At 67.5% G+C, this 20,911-nt stretch carries 20 protein-coding genes and 1 riboswitch; of the genes, 9 read left to right on the top strand and 11 right to left on the bottom strand.

Annotated elements, in window-relative coordinates; translation table 11 throughout:
- Window positions 1-5 precede the first annotated feature (5 nt).
- Entirely contained in the window at window positions 6-599 is a 594-nt protein-coding gene (locus tag ACFVWG_RS08595; protein ID WP_391542543.1) for a GNAT family N-acetyltransferase, read from the top strand.
- 51 nt (window positions 600-650) lie between these two features.
- The gene (locus tag ACFVWG_RS08600; protein WP_132216636.1) at window positions 651-836 is read left to right on the top strand and encodes a YegP family protein; all 186 of its coding nucleotides are present in this window, start codon (window positions 651-653) and stop codon (window positions 834-836) included.
- A 65-nt stretch (window positions 837-901) separates the two neighbouring features.
- Here the strand turns inward: ACFVWG_RS08600 and ACFVWG_RS08605 are convergent, their stop codons facing one another.
- The gene (locus ACFVWG_RS08605) at window positions 902-1,264 is read right to left on the bottom strand and encodes a YciI family protein (RefSeq protein ID WP_391542544.1); all 363 of its coding nucleotides are present in this window, start codon (window positions 1,262-1,264) and stop codon (window positions 902-904) included.
- Between the two features lie 93 nt (window positions 1,265-1,357).
- On the opposite strand from ACFVWG_RS08605, the gene ACFVWG_RS08610 reads away from it, so the two are divergent.
- Together ACFVWG_RS08610 and ACFVWG_RS08615 are read left to right on the top strand one after the other, a co-directional pair.
- Window positions 1,358-2,320, top strand: a complete 963-nt coding sequence (locus ACFVWG_RS08610) for a pyridoxal-phosphate dependent enzyme (RefSeq protein WP_391542545.1) — start codon at window positions 1,358-1,360, stop codon at window positions 2,318-2,320.
- Window positions 2,321-2,590: 270 nt separating this feature from the next.
- Window positions 2,591-2,781: riboswitch (cyclic di-AMP (ydaO/yuaA leader) on the top strand.
- Window positions 2,781-3,614 carry a C40 family peptidase gene (locus tag ACFVWG_RS08615; protein ID WP_391542546.1) on the top strand — a complete coding sequence of 278 codons (834 nt, stop codon included), beginning with the start codon at window positions 2,781-2,783 and terminating at the stop codon, window positions 3,612-3,614. Its footprint overlaps the riboswitch before it by 1 nt.
- Window positions 3,615-3,739: 125 nt before the next feature.
- Here ACFVWG_RS08615 and ACFVWG_RS08620 read toward each other — a convergent pair whose 3' ends face one another.
- A complete protein-coding gene (locus ACFVWG_RS08620) occupies window positions 3,740-4,399 on the bottom strand; it encodes a response regulator (protein ID WP_391542547.1) in 660 nt (219 codons plus the stop codon).
- Window positions 4,396-5,592 (bottom strand): sensor histidine kinase, encoded by a 1,197-nt coding sequence (locus tag ACFVWG_RS08625; protein ID WP_391542548.1) that lies wholly within the window; start codon window positions 5,590-5,592, stop codon window positions 4,396-4,398. Before ACFVWG_RS08625 ends, ACFVWG_RS08620 begins: the two co-directional genes overlap by 4 nt.
- A gap of 142 nt (window positions 5,593-5,734) precedes the next feature.
- On the opposite strand from ACFVWG_RS08625, the gene ACFVWG_RS08630 reads away from it, so the two are divergent.
- The 3 genes from ACFVWG_RS08630 to ACFVWG_RS08640 all read left to right on the top strand — a co-directional run bounded on the left by ACFVWG_RS08630 (window position 5,735) and on the right by ACFVWG_RS08640 (window position 7,854).
- Window positions 5,735-6,619 carry an ABC transporter ATP-binding protein gene (locus tag ACFVWG_RS08630; protein ID WP_391542549.1) on the top strand — a complete coding sequence of 295 codons (885 nt, stop codon included), beginning with the start codon at window positions 5,735-5,737 and terminating at the stop codon, window positions 6,617-6,619.
- A gap of 32 nt (window positions 6,620-6,651) precedes the next feature.
- Window positions 6,652-7,461, top strand: a complete 810-nt coding sequence (locus ACFVWG_RS08635) for an ABC transporter permease (protein WP_391542550.1) — start codon at window positions 6,652-6,654, stop codon at window positions 7,459-7,461.
- 204 nt (window positions 7,462-7,665) lie between these two features.
- Window positions 7,666-7,854, top strand: a complete 189-nt coding sequence (locus ACFVWG_RS08640) for a DUF3073 domain-containing protein (protein ID WP_391542551.1) — start codon at window positions 7,666-7,668, stop codon at window positions 7,852-7,854.
- 337 nt (window positions 7,855-8,191) lie between these two features.
- On the opposite strand, the gene purM is transcribed toward ACFVWG_RS08640, so the two are convergent.
- From purM to ACFVWG_RS08655, 3 genes are all read right to left on the bottom strand, one after another.
- Entirely contained in the window at window positions 8,192-9,265 is a 1,074-nt protein-coding gene (purM, locus tag ACFVWG_RS08645) for a phosphoribosylformylglycinamidine cyclo-ligase (protein WP_391542552.1), read from the bottom strand.
- A 41-nt stretch (window positions 9,266-9,306) separates the two neighbouring features.
- Window positions 9,307-10,866: an amidophosphoribosyltransferase gene (gene purF, locus ACFVWG_RS08650; RefSeq protein ID WP_391542553.1), complete on the bottom strand. Its 1,560-nt coding sequence runs from the start codon at window positions 10,864-10,866 to the stop codon at window positions 9,307-9,309.
- Window positions 10,867-10,950: 84 nt separating this feature from the next.
- Window positions 10,951-11,085, bottom strand: coding sequence for a hypothetical protein (locus tag ACFVWG_RS08655; RefSeq protein ID WP_391542554.1), 135 nt, complete (start codon window positions 11,083-11,085; stop codon window positions 10,951-10,953).
- 99 nt (window positions 11,086-11,184) lie between these two features.
- On the opposite strand from ACFVWG_RS08655, the gene ACFVWG_RS08660 reads away from it, so the two are divergent.
- Both ACFVWG_RS08660 and ACFVWG_RS08665 read left to right on the top strand, forming a co-directional pair.
- Window positions 11,185-12,168 (top strand): LuxR C-terminal-related transcriptional regulator, encoded by a 984-nt coding sequence (locus tag ACFVWG_RS08660; protein ID WP_391542555.1) that lies wholly within the window; start codon window positions 11,185-11,187, stop codon window positions 12,166-12,168.
- Window positions 12,169-13,155: a LuxR C-terminal-related transcriptional regulator gene (locus tag ACFVWG_RS08665; protein ID WP_391542556.1), complete on the top strand. Its 987-nt coding sequence runs from the start codon at window positions 12,169-12,171 to the stop codon at window positions 13,153-13,155. It abuts the gene before it with no gap.
- 1,649 nt (window positions 13,156-14,804) lie between these two features.
- Here the strand turns inward: ACFVWG_RS08665 and ACFVWG_RS08670 are convergent.
- The 5 genes from ACFVWG_RS08670 to ACFVWG_RS08690 all read right to left on the bottom strand — a co-directional run bounded on the left by ACFVWG_RS08670 (window position 14,805) and on the right by ACFVWG_RS08690 (window position 20,881).
- Window positions 14,805-16,175, bottom strand: coding sequence for an NAD(P)(+) transhydrogenase (Re/Si-specific) subunit beta (locus ACFVWG_RS08670; RefSeq protein ID WP_391542557.1), 1,371 nt, complete (start codon window positions 16,173-16,175; stop codon window positions 14,805-14,807).
- Complete coding sequence (locus ACFVWG_RS08675) at window positions 16,172-16,477, bottom strand: NAD(P) transhydrogenase subunit alpha (protein ID WP_391542558.1); 306 nt, start codon at window positions 16,475-16,477, stop codon at window positions 16,172-16,174. Before ACFVWG_RS08675 ends, ACFVWG_RS08670 begins: the two co-directional genes overlap by 4 nt.
- Window positions 16,474-17,598 (bottom strand): NAD(P) transhydrogenase subunit alpha, encoded by a 1,125-nt coding sequence (locus ACFVWG_RS08680; protein WP_391542559.1) that lies wholly within the window; start codon window positions 17,596-17,598, stop codon window positions 16,474-16,476. The genes ACFVWG_RS08675 and ACFVWG_RS08680 overlap by 4 nt, the downstream gene beginning before the upstream one ends.
- 80 nt (window positions 17,599-17,678) lie before the next feature.
- Window positions 17,679-19,013 carry a dipeptidase gene (locus ACFVWG_RS08685; RefSeq protein WP_391542560.1) on the bottom strand — a complete coding sequence of 445 codons (1,335 nt, stop codon included), beginning with the start codon at window positions 19,011-19,013 and terminating at the stop codon, window positions 17,679-17,681.
- A gap of 5 nt (window positions 19,014-19,018) precedes the next feature.
- Window positions 19,019-20,881 carry a hypothetical protein gene (locus tag ACFVWG_RS08690; protein WP_391542561.1) on the bottom strand — a complete coding sequence of 621 codons (1,863 nt, stop codon included), beginning with the start codon at window positions 20,879-20,881 and terminating at the stop codon, window positions 19,019-19,021.
- Window positions 20,882-20,911 lie beyond the last annotated feature (30 nt).

The raw sequence follows: 20,911 nt of genomic DNA on the forward strand, positions 1-20,911 counted from the left end.
GCAGCTTGGCCCTCAGCGTTGTGACCTACCTGGAACAGCACAGCCCGGACGAGCTCAGACCGGCCAAAGAACAGCCAGTAGAGATCAGAGCAGTGGAGGAGGTCTCTCCGGAGTTCGCCCGCTACCTCTACACCGCAGTGGGCGGCCACTGGCACTGGTTCGGCAAACTCGGCTGGAACTGGGACCAGTGGGTGGAGTGGCTGAGCAGACCCGGTTTCGAGAGCTATGTGCCGTGGGTGGGCGGAGTGCCTGCCGGGTACATCGCCCTGCGCGGAGTGGGCAGTGAAGTCGAGATCGAGAACTTCGGACTGCTCAAAGGCTTCATCGGCCGTGGACTCGGCGGACACCTGCTGACAGTCGGCATCCGGCAGGCGTGGACGCTGGCCGAGCGCCACGAAGACGTCGCCCCGATCACCCGCGTCTGGTTGAACACGAACACGCTGGACGGCCCTGCCGCGCTGGCCAACTACACGGCGCGCGGGATGACGCCGTACAAGACAGTGGAAGAGGAGCGACCAGACGCCGACCGTACGGCGCCTGGGCCGTGGCCGGGCTGGGACGGTCCGCCCGGCGTGGTGCGGGAGGTACCGGCGGGCTGACGGCGCTACGCTCGCCAACGGAGTCATACCAATTCAGGTGGAGGTATACCGATGGCGGGGAAGTTCGAGCTCTACAAGGACAAGTCCGGCGAGTTCCGGTTCCGGCTGAAGGCCGGCAACGGCGAGGTGATCGCGACCAGCAGCGAGAGCTACGGCACCAAGGCCGGCGCACTGAACGGCATCGAGTCGATCAAGAAGAACGCCGCCGAGGCGAACGTCGACGACCAGACCGACTGAAACAGCAAGAAAACAAGGGGGTTTCTCCACGGCGGTGGAGAAACCCCCTGCCTTGCACCAGGCCTTTAGAGGCCGACCTCGTGGACGACCGGGCGGACCTCGACCCCGAGTCCCTCGATCCCGGCGTCCGGGATCATCGCGGCCAGCTCCTGCGCGCGCTCGAGCGAGGCGACGTCGATCAGGTAGTAGCCGGCCAGGAACTCCTTGGCCTCCAGGAACGGCCCGTCCGTCACCGCCGGTACGCCGTCCCGGACCTTCACGACCGACGATTTCGCCGGCTCGGCCAGCGCGACCGTGCTGTGGAACTCACCGGTCTCCTGGATCGTCGCCATGAACTTCCCGTGCCCGTCGAAGATGGCCTGCTGCTCGGTCTCGGACAGCGCGGACAACACGTCGGGGTTGATGTTCAGGACCACTAGGTACTTCACGGGTGTCTCCTTCAGCTGCAGGCCCGTCCGGGCCCTCTCGAGGATGAGTACGGAGCCGATCGCATCACTTTGACATCGCGATAGCGTCACCCCATGCCCGAGCTGAGTCTCACAGATGTCCAGGCCGCCGCGGACCGGATCGCAGGCGTCGCCCACCGTACGCCGGTACTCACCTCCCGGACCCTGGACGAGCGGGTCGGGGCGCAGGTGTTCCTGAAGGCGGAGAACTTCCAGCGCATCGGGGCGTTCAAGTTCCGCGGCGCCTACAACGCGGTCAGCCGCCTCTCCCCCGATGAACTCCAGCGCGGCGTCACGGCGTACTCGTCGGGGAACCACGCACAGGCGGTGGCCCTGGCCGCGCGGCTCGCGGGCTCCAAAGCAACCATCCTGATGCCGGCCGACGCACCGCCGACCAAGGTCGCGGCAGCCAAGGGGTACGGCGCAGAGGTGGTCAGCTACGACCGCTACAAGGAGGACCGGGCCGCGCTGGCGACTGAGCTGGCCACGGACCGCGGGCTGACGCTGATCCCGCCGTACGAACACTATGACGTGATGGCCGGGCAGGGGACGGTCGCGCTGGAGCTGATCGAGGAGGTCGGGCACCTCGGGGCGCTGCTGGTCCCGGTCGGCGGCGGTGGGCTGATGGCCGGCTGCGCGACGGCCGCGACGATGCTGTCGCCGGGGATCCGGATGATCGGGGTCGAGCCCGCCGCGGGCGACGACCACGCCCGGTCGCTGGCTGCCGGTGAGCGGGTGACCATCGACGTACCGAGGACGATTGCGGACGGCCAGGCGATCGACGTACCGGGCGAGTTGACGTTCGCGATCAACCGCCGGCTCGTGGAGGCGTTCGAACTGGTGACCGACGAGGAGATCCTGGCCGCGATGACGTTCGCGTTCGAGCGACTGAAGATCGTCCTCGAGCCGAGCGGGGCCAGCGCACTGGCGGCACTGCTCGCTGGACGAGTCCAGGGGTTGCCCGAGCGCGTCGGAGTGGTCCTGAGCGGCGGGAACGTCGGCCTGGAGCGCTTCCAGCAGCTGCTCCAAAAAGCCTGAACTCGCAAGGAACTGAGGCGGGCCTGAGCACGCACTGTGCCCGTTGTCACAGAGAGCCACTATGCGATGTGACCCAGCTCACACCAAAGCCCTCATTTGCCGCCTCCGGCACGCTCAGACGCGCTCAGGACACCTGGTGTTCACCAGGACTCCCTGATCCGTCAGAGAGGCTCTGAGGGCCTTTTAGGAGGGTCCCTGTCGATCTGAGGGTTTGCGTCGTGATCGTTCTGTTATACAGTCGTCGGCGGTTCGGTAAATAACACGAACTGCACAGATGTCACGCCGAGCTCTGCCAGGCATCTGCGCTCCCCTCGAACAACCATGGCAGAGGTGGGGGACCCAGGAGATTGGGTTTCGACTGTGAGTGGTCGAGACCCTGGGGTGAAGTCCGCGGGAGCGGACCGGGCAAGTTTTCCAGCCCGAACCCGACAGCTAACTCCGTAGGCGTCGGGAGACAACCATGCCCGTCACTGCCCGACGGACGCCGCTTTCGCGCGCCGTCAGCCATACCGAGTCCGCCGCCAACCGGACTCTCCCGAAGCACCGCAAGCCTTCCAGGTCCGCAGCTCCGCGGGCCGCGGCCGCCGTACTGTCCGTGGGTCTCGCCGTCAGCGGCGGCGCCCTGGTCAGCATCGCTGCCGCTCCGACCCCCGCCTCGGCCAAGGCGCTCAGCGCGGCCCAGGTTCGCGGTCACGCGACCATCAAGAGCCGCCCGCTGCTGCGCAAGGGTGACTCCGGTCCGACCGTGAAGTTCGTCCAGCGCGCGCTGCGGCTCGGCCCGGACGGTTACTACGGAAACTCCACCGTCGCCGCCCTGAAGAAGTTCCAGCTCTCCTGGGGTATCAAGGTCAGCGGAACCACCGACCACGCGACCTGGGGTCGCCTCACCTGGGCCGCCAAGCACAAGGTGCTCTACGGCAACAAGGGTGGCGTCAAGGCCGACATGTTCCGCGCCAAGGTGCTCAAGGAAGCCGCCAAGCTGAAGGGCACGCCGTACCGCTACGGCGGCACGACGACCCGTGGCTTCGACTGCTCCGGCTACACCGGTTACGTGTACAGCAAGGCCGGCAAGAAGATGCCGCGTACGTCGCGTCAGCAGTACGCCGCGACCACGCACATCAGCGCCAAGGCCGCGAAGCCGGGCGACCTGATCTTCTTCAAGAACGGTGGCGGCAGCGTCTACCACGTCGGCATCTACGCCGGTAAGGGTCTGCTGTGGCACTCCTCGAAGCCGGGGACGCCGATCGCCAAGGGCAAGATCTGGACCAAGAGCGTGGCCTACGGCCGCGTCTGACCTGACTGGCAGGTCCTCCCCCGTCAGCGCCTCAACCCCCCAGAGGCGCTGACCTGAGACCGGCCGCGGGATCGTCGACCCCCACCCCTCCGACGATCCCCGGCCGGCTCTTTCTGTTTTCTGTCTCAGTCGTCGGTGAGCAGCCCGGCCTCGTAGGCGATGATCGCGGCCTGGACCCGGTTGGTGGCATCCAGTTTCACCAGCGTCCGGGAGACGTGCGCCTTCACGGTGGCCTCGCTCATGAACAGCTTCTTGCCGATATCGGCGTTCGGGAGCCCGCTGCCGACCTCGACCAGCACCTCGCGCTCCCGCTCGGTGAGCTTGCTGACCCGCTCCTGCCCGACCCGGCGCCGATCGGCGCGCGAGTCCTTGGCGTAGTGACCGATCAGCCGCCGCGTCACCGCCGGCGACAGCATCGCGTCCCCGGCAGCGACCACCTTGATCGCCTGCACCAGCTCGCGCGGCGGGGTGTCCTTCAGCAGGAACCCGCTCGCCCCGGCCTGCAACGCCCGGAACACGTAGTCGTCCAGATCGAACGTGGTCAGTACGACGACCTTCGGCGGATCCGGCAGCGCCTGTACGGCGCGCGTCGCGGCCAGCCCGTCGAGCCGCGGCATCCGGATGTCCATCAGTACGACGTCCGGCCGGTGCCGGGTCACCATCGCGGCGGCCTCCGCGCCGTCGTCGGCCTCGGCCACCACCTCGAGCTCTTCGTCGGACTCCAGGATCATCTTCAACCCGGCTCGGACCAGCGCCTCGTCATCCACGATCAGCAGCCGTGTCATCGTTCCCCTTCGTCTACTGTCACCGGTTCGACAGTCTCGCTCTCCCGGCCCGTCGTCCACGGCAACCAGCCTTCGACGCGCCAGCCACCCGACGAGGTCGGGCCGGTCTCGAGCCGGCCACCGACCAGTACGACGCGCTCGCGCAGACCGACCAGTCCGGCGCCGGCGCCTGGGAGCAGTGAATCAGCCGCGACCGGGCGCAGGTTCGTCACCCTCACCGTCACCCCTTCGCCGCGCCCCCCGGTCACCAGCACCTCGGTCGACGCACCCCGCGCATGTTTGTGCACATTGGTCAGCGACTCCTGGACGATCCGGTAGATCGTGCGCCCGATCGACTGCGGTACGTCGTCCGCCAGCGTGATGTCGCTGGTCACGCTCACCCCGGCAGCGCGCGACTCCGCGACCAGCTGCTCAAGATCCGCGGCATGCGGCACCGGCGCCAGATCTGCCCCGGCCACGCTCGTATCGGTCCGCAGTACGCCGAGAACCTCGCGCAGATCCTCCATCGCCTGCCGAGCCGTCAACCGGATGAGCCGGGCCGAGCCCTCGATCTTCTCCGGGCCGACCGCTGGGTTCACCTCCAGCCCACCGGCGTGCAGCGCGATGAGCGACACCTTGTGTGCCAGTACGTCGTGCATCTCCTGAGCGATCCGGGCTCGCTCGCCGAGCCGGGCCTGCTCGGCACGCAACTCACGCTCGGCCTCCGCTCGCTCGGCTCGGTCCTGCCAGGAGGCGACCAGGTCCCGGCGGGCGCCGACGAAGGCGCCGATCGCCACCCAGGTCCCGATCAGGAACGGGCCGGTGAACACCGACACCCAGAAGGCTTCGTCGAACAGACCGCTGTTGAAGACCAGCGCGATGTACCCGAGGAACGTCAGGACCGCGAGGACGATGTCGCGGCGCCGGATCGCCAACGTCAGCAGGGCGAGCCCGAGGGGCACGAAGATCCCCGACACCGCCATCGCGATCACGCCGATCACCGTGACGGTGACCGGGAAGCGGCGGCGCCAGAGCAACGCGACGGAAGCGATCACGCCGGCGACCAGGGTGACCGAGTCCTTGACTCCCCAGCCCGCGGCACCGGTGCTCGCCTGCGCGACGATCGTCAGCAGGCCGAAGAACATATAGAGGAAGTCGCGGATCCGCGGGGCATGCGTGCGCCACCAGGCAATCCACCGGCGCAGTCGTCGCATTCACCCAGCGTAGTGGCGCGCCGTACCGGATCCCCTCCCCCATGAGGTTAGGTTCCGGACCTTCGATCGCAGACTTTCGTAGGGGTGCTCGCAGCCGGACGTCCGATGTGCGGACAGGGGTCCGGACGGTTGACTCAATGCCATGATCACCGTCGAGAACCTGACCAAGCGCTACGGCAGCACCACGGCTGTCCAGGATGTGTCCTTCACCGTCCAGCCCGGGAGCATCACCGGCTTCCTCGGCCCGAACGGCGCCGGCAAGTCCACCACGCTCCGGATGCTGACCGGCCTCACGCCGCCGTCGTCCGGTACCGCGACCATCACTGGCAAGCGGTACGTCGAGTTGCCGAACCCGGGCCGGGTCGTCGGAGTCATGCTGGACGCCGCCGCCCAGCACGCGGGCCGCACCGGCCGCGAGACGCTGGCGCTGAACGCGAGCCTGCTCGGTGTCCCGAAGAGCCGGGCGGACGAGATGCTCGAGGCCGTCGGCCTCACACACGCCGCGAAGCGCCGCGTCGGTCAGTACTCGCTCGGTATGCGGCAGCGGCTCGGCATCGCGAACGCGCTGCTCGGCGACCCCGCCGTACTGATCCTCGACGAGCCTGCGAACGGCATGGACCCGGAGGGCATCCGCTGGATGCGCGGACTGCTCCAGGACTTCGCCTCGCGCGGCGGCACGGTGATCCTGTCCAGCCACCTGCTCGGTGAGGTCCAGGCGACCGTCGACCAGTTGGTCGTCATCGGCGGCGGCCGGATCGTCGCCAACGGTTCGCTCGACGAACTGCTCGCCGGGACCGGCACGCTGGTCCGCGGTCTCGACCCGATCGGCCTCAACCAGGCACTGACCGCGGCCGGGCTGAGCCTCGAGCCGGGCCTCGACGGCTCGCTGCGCGTCGACGCCACCGCCGAGCAGGTCGGACGCGCCGCTGCGGCAGCCGGTCAGGTCCTGCTCGAACTCCGCCAGAGCGACGGGGCCGGCCTGGAAGACCTGTTCTTCCAGCTGACCGCCACCCCCGCGGCCGCCTGATCACCTACTTAAAGACCTCTGGAGCACACATCATGACCACTCTGACCGAAGAAGTAGCGCCGGCAGCCCCGGCCAAGCACAAGGCTCAAGCCGGTACGGCGCTCCCGCCGGCCCGCGGCCAGTCCTTCCTGAAGCTCGTGACCATCGAGCTGCGCAAGTCCCTGGACACCCGCAGCGGCCGGGTCCTGGTCGCCGCGATCCTGCTGATCGCCGTGGCCGCGATGACCTGGCAGATCACCCACCTGGGCGAGGGCACCGTCGGTTTCGACGCGTTCCTCGGCGCCGGGACGGTCGGCACGATGCTGATCCTGCCGGTCATCGGCGTGATGGCGATGACGTCCGAGTGGACCCAGCGGACCGCACTGACCACCTTCACGCTGTCGCCGCGCCGGGTGCGCGTCCAGCTGGCGAAGTTCGTCTCCGCGGTCGTCCTGAGCGCGGTCGTGATGACCGGCGTCGTCGTACTGGCCCTCGGCGCCACGGCACTGACCGGGGCGGTCACCGACCACGCCACGACGTACGCCGACTTCGGTGGGCAGCTCGCCGGCGCCTACCTGACCATGGCCCTGAACGTCGTGATGGGTGCCGCCTTCGGTGCGGTGATCGCCCAGACCGCGGTCGCGATCCTGGTCTTCTTCATCGCCCCGACCGCCTGGTCGCTGGCCGGGCCGGCGCTGTTCAAGGACAACGCGAACTACCTGGACGTCTTCTCCGCCTTCGGCCGGATCGCCGAGCGCGACCTGCACGGGATGCTGCCCGAGACGCTGACCGCGATCGGCGTCTGGGTGGTCCTGCCGACCATCGTCGGACTGTGGCTTAGCTCACGCCGCGAGGTCAAATAACCCCGATAGACGCGGCGGGGTGGACCGGTCTGAGGGGTCCGGGCCACCCCGCCGGCACGGTGATCGGACGTCTTCGGCGTCCGTCAGGGGGCCGGTGCGTGTGTCGATCCCCAGCTCCGGGTATCCTTGAACCACGATTACTGACGACTGATCCGTGGGCGCCACGCAGCGTACCCGGTTGACTTGTGCGAGGGGGTCGACGCTATGGGGCGCGGCCGTGCAAAGGCCAAGCAGACGAAGGTCGCACGCGACCTGAAGTACCGCACCTGGGACACCGACCTGGACCAGCTCAAACGAGAGCTGGCCGGCGGGGAACAGGGCGGCACCGCTTCTGCGAACGGTGACAACGACGGCGACGACAGCGACGCCGACGACTACCATCCCCGTCGGTAAAGATCAGCCCGGCTGAGCTGCTCAGCGCCCCCACGGGTGTCTGAGCGGTTCTCCGTGCGTCCGACGTTGTTCCACCACACCGGCACCATGCGGTGATGTTGTGCTGCCGAGGCCGGCGGGCCGAAGCAGCACACTCACCACCTGGGGCTAACGCTCGGTGGATGTGTGCGCGCAAGCTCCGCCGCGCCTGGCTCGTCCAGGCGCGGCCCTTGTCGCGCCCGGCCACCACAGGTGGCACGAGTCACGAAGTGATGGCCGGAGACCTGATGCACGGGGTCTCCGGCCATGCCTTACTGTCTCCAGCCACCACTGGTGGCGCGGGACAGCAAGTGGCGGGTTACTGTGCGTAGGTGCCTTCGAGGGTGACGGCACCACCGGGCGCGGCGAGGACCTCGCCGCAGACCCACGCCGGGATGTCGCGTGCCGCCAGCTCGGCGATCGCGGTGTCGGCGGCCGACCGGTCCAGTACGGCGACCATGCCGGCGCCCATGTTCAGCGTCTTCTCGAGTTCGAGCAGCTCGACGTCACCGAGCTGTCCGACCAGGCCGAAGATCGGGGCCGGGGCCCAGGTGGACCGGTCGATCCGGACCGAGAGCTCCGACGGGATCACGCGCGCCAGGTTCGCCGCGAAACCACCACCGGTGATGTGCGACATCGCGTGCAGCGGCGTCGCGCCGTCCTTGTTGACCGCCCGGATCAGCTCCAGGCAGTGCTTGGCGTACACCCGGGTCGGCGTCAGCAGCGTCTCACCGAGCGTGGTCCCGAGCTCCGGAACCTCCCGGTCGAGCGCCCACTTGGCCCGGTCGAAGAACACGTGCCGGACCAGCGAGTACCCGTTCGAGTGCAGACCCGACGAGGCCATCGCGACAACCACATCGCCGGCCTTGACCCGCTCCGCGCCGAGCAGTTCGTCCGCCTCGACGACCCCGGTCGAGGCTCCGGCGACGTCGTACTCGTCCGCCTCGAGCAGTCCCGGGTGCTCCGCGGTCTCGCCGCCGACAAGCGCCGTACCGGCTTCGACACAGGCCTCGGCGATCCCCTTCACGATCTGTGCGATCGTCTCCGGGACCACCTTGCCGGTGCAGATGTAGTCGGTCATGAACAGCGGCTCGGCGCCGCAGACCACCAGGTCGTCGACGACCATGCCGACCAGGTCGAACCCGATCGTGTCGTGCTTGTCCATCCGCTGCGCGATCTGGACCTTGGTCCCGATCCCGTCGGTCGAGGTCGCCAGCAACGGCCGCCGGTACTTCGTCAGCGCGCTCGCGTCGAACAGCCCGGCGAACCCGCCGAGACCGCCGACGACCTCGGGCCGGGTCGCCTTCGCGACCCATTCCTTCATCAGCTCGACGGCCCGGTCACCGGCCTCGATGTCGACTCCGGCGGCGGCGTAGCTGGCGCCTTGGCTCACGTTCTTCTCCTCGGTACGACGTCGATCCTGCCGACGCGCTGTTACGGACGACTGAGTGCGTCGGCTGCGCCGCCACCACCGACGACGGCGGCCAGGCCGTCCGCGTCGGTCACCGGGACCTCGAGCAGGTGCTTGCCCAGGTACTCCGGGTCGGGCAGCGCGACCGGGTACACCCCGTCGAAGCACGCCCGGCAGAGCTGGTCCTTCGGCTGGTTGGTCGCCTCGACCAGCGTGTCCAGGTCGACGTACCCGAGCGAGTCGGCGCCGAGCGAGCGACAGATCTCCTCGGTGTTCAGCCCGTTCGCGATCAGCTCCGCGCGGCTGGCGAAGTCGATCCCGTAGAAACACGGCCACTTCACCGGCGGGGCGGTGATCCGGACGTGGATCTCCTTCGCCCCGGCCTCGCGCAGCATCCGGATCACGGCGCGCTGGGTGTTGCCGCGGACGATCGTGTCGTCGACGACCACCAGCCGCTTGCCCTCGATCACCTCGCGCAGCGGGTTCAGCTTCAGCCGGATCCCGAGCTGGCGGATCGTCTGGCTCGGCTGGATGAACGTGCGGCCGACATACGCGTTCTTGACCAGGCCGGATCCATACGGGATCCCGGACTCTTCGGCGTACCCGATAGCACCCGGTACGCCGGACTCCGGGGTCGCGATGACGAGATCGGCCTCGGCCGGGTGCTCACGGGCCAGGCGGCGGCCGATCTCCACGCGCGTGGAGTGGATCCGCTGGCCGGAGATCTGGGTGTCCGGGCGGGCCAGGTACACGAACTCGAACAGGCAGCCCTTCGGGTCCGCCTCGGCGAACCGCTGCGAGCGGAGCCCGTCGGCGTCCACGGCGACCAGCTCACCCGGCTCGACCTCACGGATGAAGCTCGCCCCGACGATGTCGAGGGCGGCGGTCTCACTCGCGATCACCCAACCGCGCTCCAGCCGGCCCAGTACGAGCGGGCGGATGCCCTGCGGGTCGCGAGCGGCGTACAGGGTGTTCTCGTCCATGAAAATGAGGCTGAAAGCGCCCTTCACCTTCGGCAGCACCTTGGCGGCGGCCTGCTCGATCGTGAGATCGGGGTAGCCGGCCAGCATCGAGGTGAGGATGTCGGTGTCGGAGCTCGCCGAGTGCTTCGCGTTCGCCTTCGCGTGATCGGCACCCGCATCCAGACCGAGATCAAGATCACCACCGCCGGTCAGGCTGGCGGCGAGCTCGCCGGTATTGGTCAGGTTGCCGTTGTGCCCGAGCGCGATCGACCCGGTCGCGGTAGACCGGAACGTCGGCTGGGCATTCGCCCACACACTGGACCCAGTGGTGGAGTACCGGCAGTGCCCGATCGCGATATGCCCGCGCAGGGACGCCAGGGTCGCTTCGTCGAACGCCTGGCTGACGAGACCCATGTCCTTGTAAACGAGAATCTGACTCCCGTTACTGACTGCGATCCCCGCCGACTCCTGCCCCCGGTGCTGCAAGGCATAGAGCCCGAAATAGGTGAGTTTGGCAACCTCTTCCCCCGGCGCCCAAACCCCGAAGACGCCACAAGCGTCCTGCGGTCCCAGGTCCTGAGGGTCCAGATCATGAGTGAGCCGACCATCGCCACGAGCCACACCAGCAGTCTACGCGACAGATGACGGTGTCCCCGACGAGCAGCATTTCGAGGGCCGACCGGGCGGGGCCGGACCCATGGTTGATTAGTGCATTCCCCAGCAAGCCGCAGCGACGTTCGAGCACTGCGTTGTGTCCGGCGGGTCACCGGCGTAGGCCGTGGACGCAACACCCCACAGGAGACCAGCCAGTCCGATCACGGACAGCACCTTCTTGATCACAACTCGTCCCTTCGAAATAATCCGGAACCACGCATTGAGTGCCCCATATCGACGCTCTGTGTATATGGTCGGTTCCGACAGGTTCACGAGGAGGATTTCGTGCTCGATCCGCTGGGTGTGGATGAAGCCACCTTTGCGGTCTATCACGCCCTTCTCAGCCAGCCCGAGAGTACGCCGGAGCAGATTGCCGCGCTAGTAGAGCGACCGGTTAACGATGTACATGACTTGATGGACAAGCTCCGCAAGCTCGATCTACTGGTGCCGACCTGGGCCAATCCAGAAGGCGAACATGCCGTTCACCCTCGGGTGGGTCTCGCCAATCTGGCTGAGCGGCGCCGCACGGCACTCAATGCGGAGTTGGGACTCCTCCGCGAGGCCGAGGCGAGCGCTGAAGTTGTTGCGGAGCAGTACAACGAGCTCCTGACCGCTCGGAGCAGCGGCGACGTCGAGGTCATCAAGGGCCGCGCCAACGTCTCGCGCCGAATCGACGAACTGGCCATGAAGGCTCGCGACACTTTCTGGGCCCTGGTTCCCGCCCACGTCGACGATACGGCCCGCCCGGTCGCAGGCTCGCCGGATCTACCGCTCCTCGAGCGCGGCATCCGGATGCGGGCTGTCTACCTCCAGAACATGATGGAGTCGAAGGTCGCCACCGACTACGCGGAGACCATCCATCGCATGGGCGGCGAGGTGCGAGCGACGCCGACCATCCCGCTGCGGCTACTGATCTTCGACCAGGAAATCGCCATCATGCCGATGGATCCCGACAACCCGACGGCCGGTGCAGTCATCCACCGCAGCCCCGCGGTCGTCTCCGTCACTATCGCCCTCTTCGACTCCTACTGGGCAAGAGCGTCGGAGATGTTCTCGCCCGAGGACCGCGACAACGAGTCGCCGCTCACGCCTCACGAGGCCGAGGTACTTCGGTTGCTCGCGGGCGGTGCGAAGGATGAGCAGGTGGCTCGGCTGCTGGGGATCTCGTTGCGTACGGCGCGGCGGATCACGGCGAACCTGTCGGAACGGCTCGACGCGGCCAGCCGGTTCGAGCTTGGGGTGGCGGCCGCGAAGCGCGGCTGGGTCTGAGTGTTCGAGTCGCTGGGACTCAGCGAGCAGAACCTCGCGGTCTACCGCGCGTTGCTGAAGCATCCCGAGCTCGTCCGCACGTCGATGGCCGGTGAACTCAGCCGAGCGGTCGGCCTGTCCGTGGAAGAGGTGACCGAACAGGTCGCTCAGCTGCGAATCCTCGGGCTGCTCGTGCCGCGCTGGAACATCGACGACGAGGACTATCCGCTGCACCCGGCCGACGGATTCGAACTGCTAACCAAACGCAGGCAGCAGGAAATCGATCAGTTGTCTGCACGACTAGATTCCGATCGGGTCGCAGCCGGAGAATTCGTCGCCAGCTATAGCGAATTCTTGGTTGAGAAAAGCATTGGTGGAGTGGAAGTCCACGAAGGAGAGCGCGCATATCAGCGGATGCAGCATTTTCATCCCGCTAAATCTGTGTGGGGAATGGTCTCACCCGACCCTGGCGGGATCATGCGAGACCCAAAAAATACGGCCGACAGCCGATTCCTGGAACATGGCATCAAACTTCGCTATTTGATTGTCGAGGCGCAACTGAAGGTCGGCGAAACGCGGGAGTTCTGTGCTAACGTTCAACAGTTCGGTGCCGAAGTTCGAGTTGTGCCGTCAGTACCGCTGAGGATGGTGATCTTCGACGCCGAGGCGGTCGTGGTCGGAATTGACCCGGACAACAGATCTCCCGGTGCGATGGTCCATCACAGCAGGTCCGTCGTCCGTATCGCCATCGATCTGTACGAGCACTACTGGCGCCGGGCAAGGCCGTACTCCACAGCCCCACCAGCAGATGCAGGTGAAATCACCGGGCAGGAGTCGGAGTTCCTGCGGTTTCTGGTGCAGGGGGCAACTGATGAGCAGGTGGCTCGGAAGCTTGGCGTTTCGATGCGTACCGTGCGGCGAATGGCGGCGAAGCTGAGTGAGCAGGTGGGGGCTTCGGGGCGGTTTGAACTGGGGGTTCGGGCGGCTCAGCGGGGCTGGGTGGATTAGCCCCAGTCCCATGCACGCTTTGCATTGTTGAGTGGGCAGGCCAAGGCAGAGCTCCTGACAGGTGTGGGCGGGCGGCGGGAGATGTCACGCCGAGGCAGCGGGGACTTGCTGCCAGCAGAAGTTAAACAGGCGGAGGAAATTGGCGGCAATGGTCCTGGGTGGCCGGGGTGGGACGTTGGCCGGGAGCGGCCAACGTCTTCCGGGAGTGCGGTCTGGACCAATTGCCGCACGAATTCGTGCGCGCCTGGCGAACGTCCGTCCCTAATCGCCGACTGTGGTCTACCCCACGACGCCCTGAACCGCATCACACCGTTCAAGGGCAGCGACATTGCCCCCAGGAACCGCCCCGAACAGCGGTCTCACCCACCAGAGCGGCCTCATTCCCGGACCGCAACCACAACCCATCAGCCCCAGGCATGCGGAACGCGATCGCCGCCCCCGCCATCCACCGCAACCATCGCGGCGCCCAACCACGCTGTCCCTCAGATCGGCAGACGCAACTACTAACCACGATTTTCCTGCCTAGCCACCGAGGTCGGGGGTTCGGTACTCATAACCAGGGTGCCGAACCCCCAATTTGGGTGGGTAGCCAGGCAAATCGCGGTCGGCGCCGTGCCGGTGCACACGCTCGAGGACCGCGCAACGCGATGGGGGCTGCTGGTCGGTGTCGGCTTGGTGGGGGCGGGAAGCTGGGATGGATCCGCCGGTTGCGTACACACCGACTGTTAGTACGCTCACCGGCCGCCCGTCCCAGAACCACTGTCACGCTGCAACACGACCATCACGGCTGCGTACTGACAGTCCGTCTGTACACCCGCGACCAAGACCCCGCCGGAACCGCCGCCGTACCGGGGTGGGCGGCGGTTGTGGGCAGGACGCATCGCTCCCCAAACCGGTTTGGGAAGGATCCAGGACGGATTCGGGGGGTGGATCCACCCCGAACCCCCCGCCCTCGAGCCAGGCACCTGCAGTTCTTCGTGCCGCGCCCGGCCCGGCCGGGAGGGCGCAATGATGCCAACCGGGTGCCGTGATCTATGCGAAGGCTGGCTTCGGTCACGGACCGCGAAACCAGCAACTCGCACCGTCTGGGCGGACGCACCCGACGGCAGGTCACCACCCTCGGCCGGCAAGGGTGACGCTGCGGGCCGTCGAGTGTGCCGACTGTGTCGCCAGCAATCGGTTTCGGGCGACACAGTTCCCACTGTCGGTGACCACTTGGCAAGTGGCCTCATGACCCGCAGGCCGGATGATCGGGCTGTACAGACTGACCGTTGGTACGCGGACGGACCGGGCGTGCTGCAGCGTGACGGAGGTGCCGAAAAGGGCGGTTGGTAGGCGTATTAACAGTCGGTGTGTACGCAACCGACAGATCCATCTCACCCGCCGGAGCGGCCGCAGCCCGGCAACGCCGGGTCACCCACATCGAGCACGAGAACCCACATTTGGGTGGCTAGCCAGGCAGATTGGGGGTTCGGTACTCATAACCAGGGTGCCGAACCCCGAATTTGGGTGGCTAGCCAGGCAGATCGCGGGTCGGCGCGGTACCGGTGCATAGGGTCGAGCGCGTAGCGCGATGGGGGCTGCTGCTCGCCGGAACGCGGAACGGCTGCCGCGGGGGGCGGCAGCCGTTCGGTCGAGGTGGGTTGGAGCTAGATGTTTTTGAGGGCGGCGAGGAGCTTGGTGAGGGAGTCCTTGGCGTCGCCGAAGAGCAAGGTGGTTCGGGGGTCGTACAACAACTCGTTCTCGATGCCGGCGAAGCCGGGGCGCATGGAGCGTTTGAGGAAGATGACGCGCTGGGCCTCGTCGGCGTTCAGGATGGGCATGCCGTAGATGGGGGCCGAGGGGGTATTGCGGGCGGCCGGGTTGACCACGTCGTTCGCGCCCACGACCAGTACGACGTCCGTGGACTTGAAGTCGCTGTTGATCTCTTCCATCTCGCGGAGCTGGTCGTAGGGGACCTGCGCCTCGGCGAGCAGCACGTTCATGTGACCGGGCATGCGGCCTGCCACCGGGTGGATGGCGTAGTCGACCTTGACCCCGCGGCCCTGCAGCTCTTCGACGAGCTCGCGCAGCGTGTGCTGGGCCTGGGCGACGGCGAGACCGTAGCCCGGGACGATGATGACCTTGTTGGCGTAGCCGAGCAGGATCGCGACATCCTCGGCTCCGCCGGAGATCACCGGCCGCTCGGACGCCGTACCGCCACCAAGAGTCGAACCACCCTTGACCGCACCGAAGAGGATGTTGAAGACCGAGCGGCCCATCGCGTCCGCCATCAGCTTGGTCAGCAACGTACCGGCCGCGCCGACCAGGGTGCCGGCGACCAGCAGCAGCGTGTTGCCGAGGACATACCCACCAGCAGCAACCGTGAGGCCGGTGAAGGCGTTCAGCAACGAGATGACGATCGGTACGTCGGCGCCACCCACAGGCAGCACCAGCATCACGCCGACCGCGAGACCGACAAGACAGAGCAGTACGCCGACCCACACGCGCGGGTCGGAGACCAGGAAGCCGGCCAGCACGAGGCTGCCGAGGATCGAGGCGATGAAGAGGACCGGCAGACCGGGGAAGGTCACTGGCCGGGTCGTCATCAGTTCCTGCAGCTTGGCGAACGTGACGATCGAGCCGGAGAAGCTGATCGCACCAACCAGGATGGTGAAGGCCGTCGCGATCGCGGCGACCGTCGCGCCGTCCGGAACCTCGCCGAGCTCCATCAGCGCGACCAGCGCGGCCGCGCCACCGCCGACACCGTTGAAGAGAGCAACGAGCTGCGGCATGTGGGTCATCTGGACGCGGCGCGAGCCGGCCACGCCGCCGATGGTGCCGATCACCAGCGCGACCAGGATCGCCGCCAGGTGCTGCGGCTTGTAGGCGACGAAGGTGATGATGACGGCCAGTACGGCGCCGGCCGCGCCGAGCAGGTTGCCGGTGCGTGCCGACTTCGGGGACGACAGCGCCTTCAGCGCGACGATGAAGCAGACCGCGGCGATCAGGTACCCGATCTGGGCCCAGGTCGGGATCACTTGCCAAGCTCCTTCTTGCGGGCGGACGGAGGCTTGAACATCTCGAGCATCCGGTCGGTGACGACGAACCCGCCGACCATGTTCACGGTCGCCAGGACGACGGCCAGCAGGCCGACGATCACCACCAGGGTGGACTCGGCCTGGCCGGTGACGATGATGGCGCCGACCAGGATGACGCCGTGGATCGCGTTGGCGCCGGACATCAGCGGGGTGTGCAGGGTCGAGGAGACCTTGCTGATCACCTCGACGCCGACGAAGGCGGCCAGGACGAAGATCGTCAGCAGCGCAATGGATTCGGTCATGCCGAGGGCCCTTCAAGGAGTTCGCGGGTCGGCTCGTGGAGGACGGTGCCGTCGTGGGTGACGCAGCAACCGCGGACGATCTCGTCGTCGAAGTCGGGGTCGAAGGCGGCGTTGCGGGTCATCAGCCGGATCAGGTTGGCGATGTTCTGCCCGTACAGGCGGCTGGCCGGCCCGGCCATCTGGCTGGCCACGTTGGCGCCGCCCCAGACGAGCGCGTTCCCGATGGTCAGCTCGGTCCCGGCGACCGAGCCTTCGACGTTGCCGCCCTGCTCGGAGGCGAGGTCGACGACCACGGAACCCGGCTTCATCTGCTCGACCATGGCGCGCGACACCAGCATGGGAGCGGTTCGACCCGGTACGGCGGCAGTCGTGATCAGCGCATCGGCAGCGGCGACGTACGGCGCCAGCAGCTCGCGTTGGAGTTGTGCCCGTTCGGCGGTCATCTCGCGGGCGTACCCGCCAGGTCCGTCGAGAGTGCCGAGCTCGAGGGTGATCGGCACCGCGCCCATGGAGGCGATCTCCTCGGCGGCCGCGGTGCGGACGTCGTACGCCTTCACGACACCACCGAGGCGCTTCGAGGTCGCGATCGCCTGCAGGCCGGCGACGCCGGCGCCGAGGACGAGGACCTGGGCCGGCGGGACCGTGCCGGCCGCGGTCATGTTCAGCGGGAAGAACCGCGGGAGCCGTTCGGCGGCGACGATCGCGGCCCGGTAGCCGGCCACCAGGGCCTGTGAGGACAGCGCGTCCATCGACTGGGCCCGCGAGATCCGCGGCACCAGCTCCATCGCGAACGCCGTCAGCTTGGCCCGCGTCGCCGACCGGACGACGTCCGGCGGATTCGTCGGCAGGAACGACAGCAACGCCGTACCGGCATGCAGCCGCTGCAGGCGTTCGCGCTCCAGCGGCTGGACCGACGCCACGATGGTGGCCGCGTGGTCGGCACCCCAGGCCACCTCGGCCCCGGCTTCGCGGTACTGGTCGTCGGAGTAGAGCGCCCGCTCACCGGCGGCCGGCTCGACGGCGACCTCGTACCCGAGCTCGATCAGTTTCGCGACTTGTTCCGGCACCAATGCGACCCGGCGCTCGGCCGGCCTGGTCTCCCGTACCACTGCGATCTTCACTCGCCGAAACCTATGCCAAACCGAGCGTTGTCGGAAACCCCGGTCCCGACCTCGTGGTCAGGTTGTGTCCTGTAAGGGCCTTACGCGTTGTCGGCGAGGTTCTGCAGCAGCAGGGCTTCGGCCAGGCAGACCTTGCGGAACTCGGCCAGATGCAGGCCCTCGTCGACCCCGTGCGCCCGGGTGTCCGGGTCCTCGACGCCGGTCACCAGGATGGCCGCCGCCGGGAAGACCCGCTGGAACTCGGCGATGAACGGGATCGATCCGCCCATGCCCATGTCGATCGGCTCGACACCCCAGGCGGTCTGGAACGCGGACCGGGCAGCCTCGTAACCAGCACCCCGTGCGTTGATGCTGCACGGCTGGCCGACCTCGCCCTCGGTGACGGTCACCTGAGCACCCCACGGCGCGTTGCGCTCCAGGTGTTCCTTCAGCGCTGCACTCGCCTTCACCGCGTCATCACCCGGCGCAACCCGCAGGCTGACCTTGGCCCGAGCTACTGGCACCAGCGTGTTGCTGGCCTCAGCCACAGCAGGTGCGTCAATACCCAGTACGGCGATCGCCGGGCGCGTCCAGAGCCGGTCGACCAGCGAGCCCGAGCCGGTGAGCCGGACCGACTCCAGCACACTCGACTCGGCGCGCAGCCGGTCCTCCGGGTACACCACGTCGGCCGCGCGGGATGCGTGCAGCCCGTCGACCGCAACGTCGCCCTTGTCGTCGTGCAGGGTGGCGAGCAGCCTGCACAGTGCCGACAGCGCATCCGGGATCGGCCCACCGAACAAGCCGGAGTGCACAGCATGGTCGAGAGTCCGTACCTCCACGTACGACTCGACCAGTCCGCGCAGCGAAACAGTCAGTGCGGGGTGACCGACGTCCCAGTTGCCGGAGTCGGCGATGACGATCGCGTCCGCGGCCAGGTCAGCGGAGTACTCGTCCAGAAGCTGCAGGAGCGTCGGCGAGCCGATCTCCTCCTCACCCTCGACGAACACCGTCACGCCGACCGGCAGGTCGTTGCCAAAGGCCCGTACGGCGGCCAGGTGTGCTGCGATCCCGGCCTTGTCGTCGGCCGCGCCACGACCGTAGAGCCGGTCACCGCGCTCAGTCGGCTCGAACGGGTCGGACGTCCACTGGTCGACCGCACCGGTCGGCTGCACGTCGTGGTGCGCGTACAGGAGCACCGTCGGCTTGCCGGCGGGTGCTGCCTTCTTCGCGATCACCGCGGGTGCACCGTCACCGGCCCGGACGATCTTGACCGCGAACCCCTCCGCCTCGAACAGCGCGGCGGTGGCCTCGGCGGACCGCTGGACATCGCCCGCACGCGCCGCTTCGTAACTGACCGAAGGGATCCGGATGAGGTCCTCGAGGTCGGCACGGACACTGGGCAGAACGCGGTCGATCGCCGCAGACAGATCAGTCATGCCGCCTACGGTACGGCGTAGCCCATCAGACCCTCACGCTGAGCACCCACGACTCCGTCACACTGCTCGTCGCCGAGGAAATGGTCGTAGTCGGTCGGCTGGTAACAGCGGTAGAGCGGAGCGGTCGCCTCCGCGGTCTTGCTCGAGGAGATCCAGCCCTCGGTCCGGAGCTTCGTCTGACCCTCACAGTTGGCGTCGCTGGAGATGAAGTGGTTGGTGCCCTTGGGAGTCCCATAGGAACAGCCATAGAGCGCAGTGGTCCCCGGCGGCTGCCCTCCTTCGATGGACCAGCCTTCGATGAACCAGCGCTTCACCGTGCCATAGCTCGCTGTCACCGCCCCACTGGTCACCCAGCGCTCAGACGTACTGTCAAAGCGCGAGAACGCGACCTTCGTCGTACTGAGTGCGTAGCCGACCCGGAACTCGTCGACTGCGTTCGGGTTCTCGCAGCCGGCATCGGCAGACAGGTAGTGGTCGTCCAGACCCGCCACGTGACAGCGGTACAGGGCGACCGACGGTGCAGCCGGTGGAGAAGTGTAGATCCAGCCCAACGTCTGCAGGAAGCTGAAGCCACCGCAGTCCGCGCCCGGTGACACGAACTGGTCGCTGGTGCCGTTGCTGCAGCTGAAGATCGGGACAGTCCCCGGCTTCTGCCCGGCTTCCAGCAGCCAGGTGCGCGTCGGGTAGTAGCCGGCCTCCGTCACTAGCGAGGTGGTCACCCGGTGCCGACTGCCGTTGTCGTTGCGGACGAGCGGGACGGTGCCCAGGTCGTTGCCCTGCGTACAGGTGACCAGCCGCCGCATCATGTGCGCGTTGTTCCAGTCCGGCTGCTTGCTCGGCCACTGCAGGTAGTAGACGTAGAACTCGTCACCGACCATCGAGGGGTCCGCACCGGTCCCGACCACTGTCGGGTAGGCGTTGAACTTGTCGGGGTCGTTGAACAGCGGTACGGCGGCCGACCACGACAGCACGCCATCAGCCGAGTCGGCCAGCATGAACTCGGTCGACGAAACGCCTTGGACGACCAGGGAGCCGCCGCGGGTGGTCCGGACGACGTTCGGGTGCCAGCCACCACGCTCTCCCGGCCGGACGTCTGTCGACGCGCCACCGATCGCAGGTGAATCCCAGTTGCCGTTGAGGTACTTGTGCCACGCCACTACCCGACCAGCGGCCGCAGCACTCAGTACGTCGGCCAACGGCGCCCGCGCGACAGAGAGCGCCGTACTGGCGAAGCCGCCGCCGGAGTTCACGTAGTAGTCGGGGAAGTAGATGTAGAGGTAGCCGTCGCGAGCAACGAAGGACGGGTTCCCCATGTCGGCCGTGGCGTGCAGGGACTGGATCTGATCCTTGGTCGCCCACGGGGTGGCCAGCGGGCCCAGGTACGTCGTCCGCTGCGTCGCCGGGTCGTACTTGCCCAGGTGCAGCGTCGAGTAGAACCCGTCTGTCGTGTTCTGCTCCACGTGCAGCATCTGCAGAACCATGCCGGACCGCGGATCGCGGTACACCGGCCCACCGCCGGCATAGTTGGACCCGGCCGGCATCCCGAGCACTGGCTCCATCTTCAGCACCCCGTCGGACACCGGGTTGTCCAGAGTCCCCCGGGTGACCGCGATGCTCTGTCCGCCACGCACCAACGCAGCCACGCCCAGGAAGTCGTACTTGCCGTTTCCAGCAGGCAGTACGCCGTACGCGGTGTCCGCCCAGCCTTCGAGCCCCAGCGCCTTGCGGGTCGCGTCGGACACGACCTCCTGCGCCGGACCGACCTTCACACCGGCACACTGCGACAGCGGCGGCGCAGCAGCCTGCGCCTGGCCCGGTACGGCGAGCAGTCCGGTCAGCAAGGTCGTTGCGAGCAAGCGTTTGAGCACGGGCCGACCCTAGACACGCGACGGGTTCAC

Source organism: Kribbella sp. NPDC058245 (assembly GCF_042882005.1).
Classification (GTDB): domain Bacteria; phylum Actinomycetota; class Actinomycetes; order Propionibacteriales; family Kribbellaceae; genus Kribbella.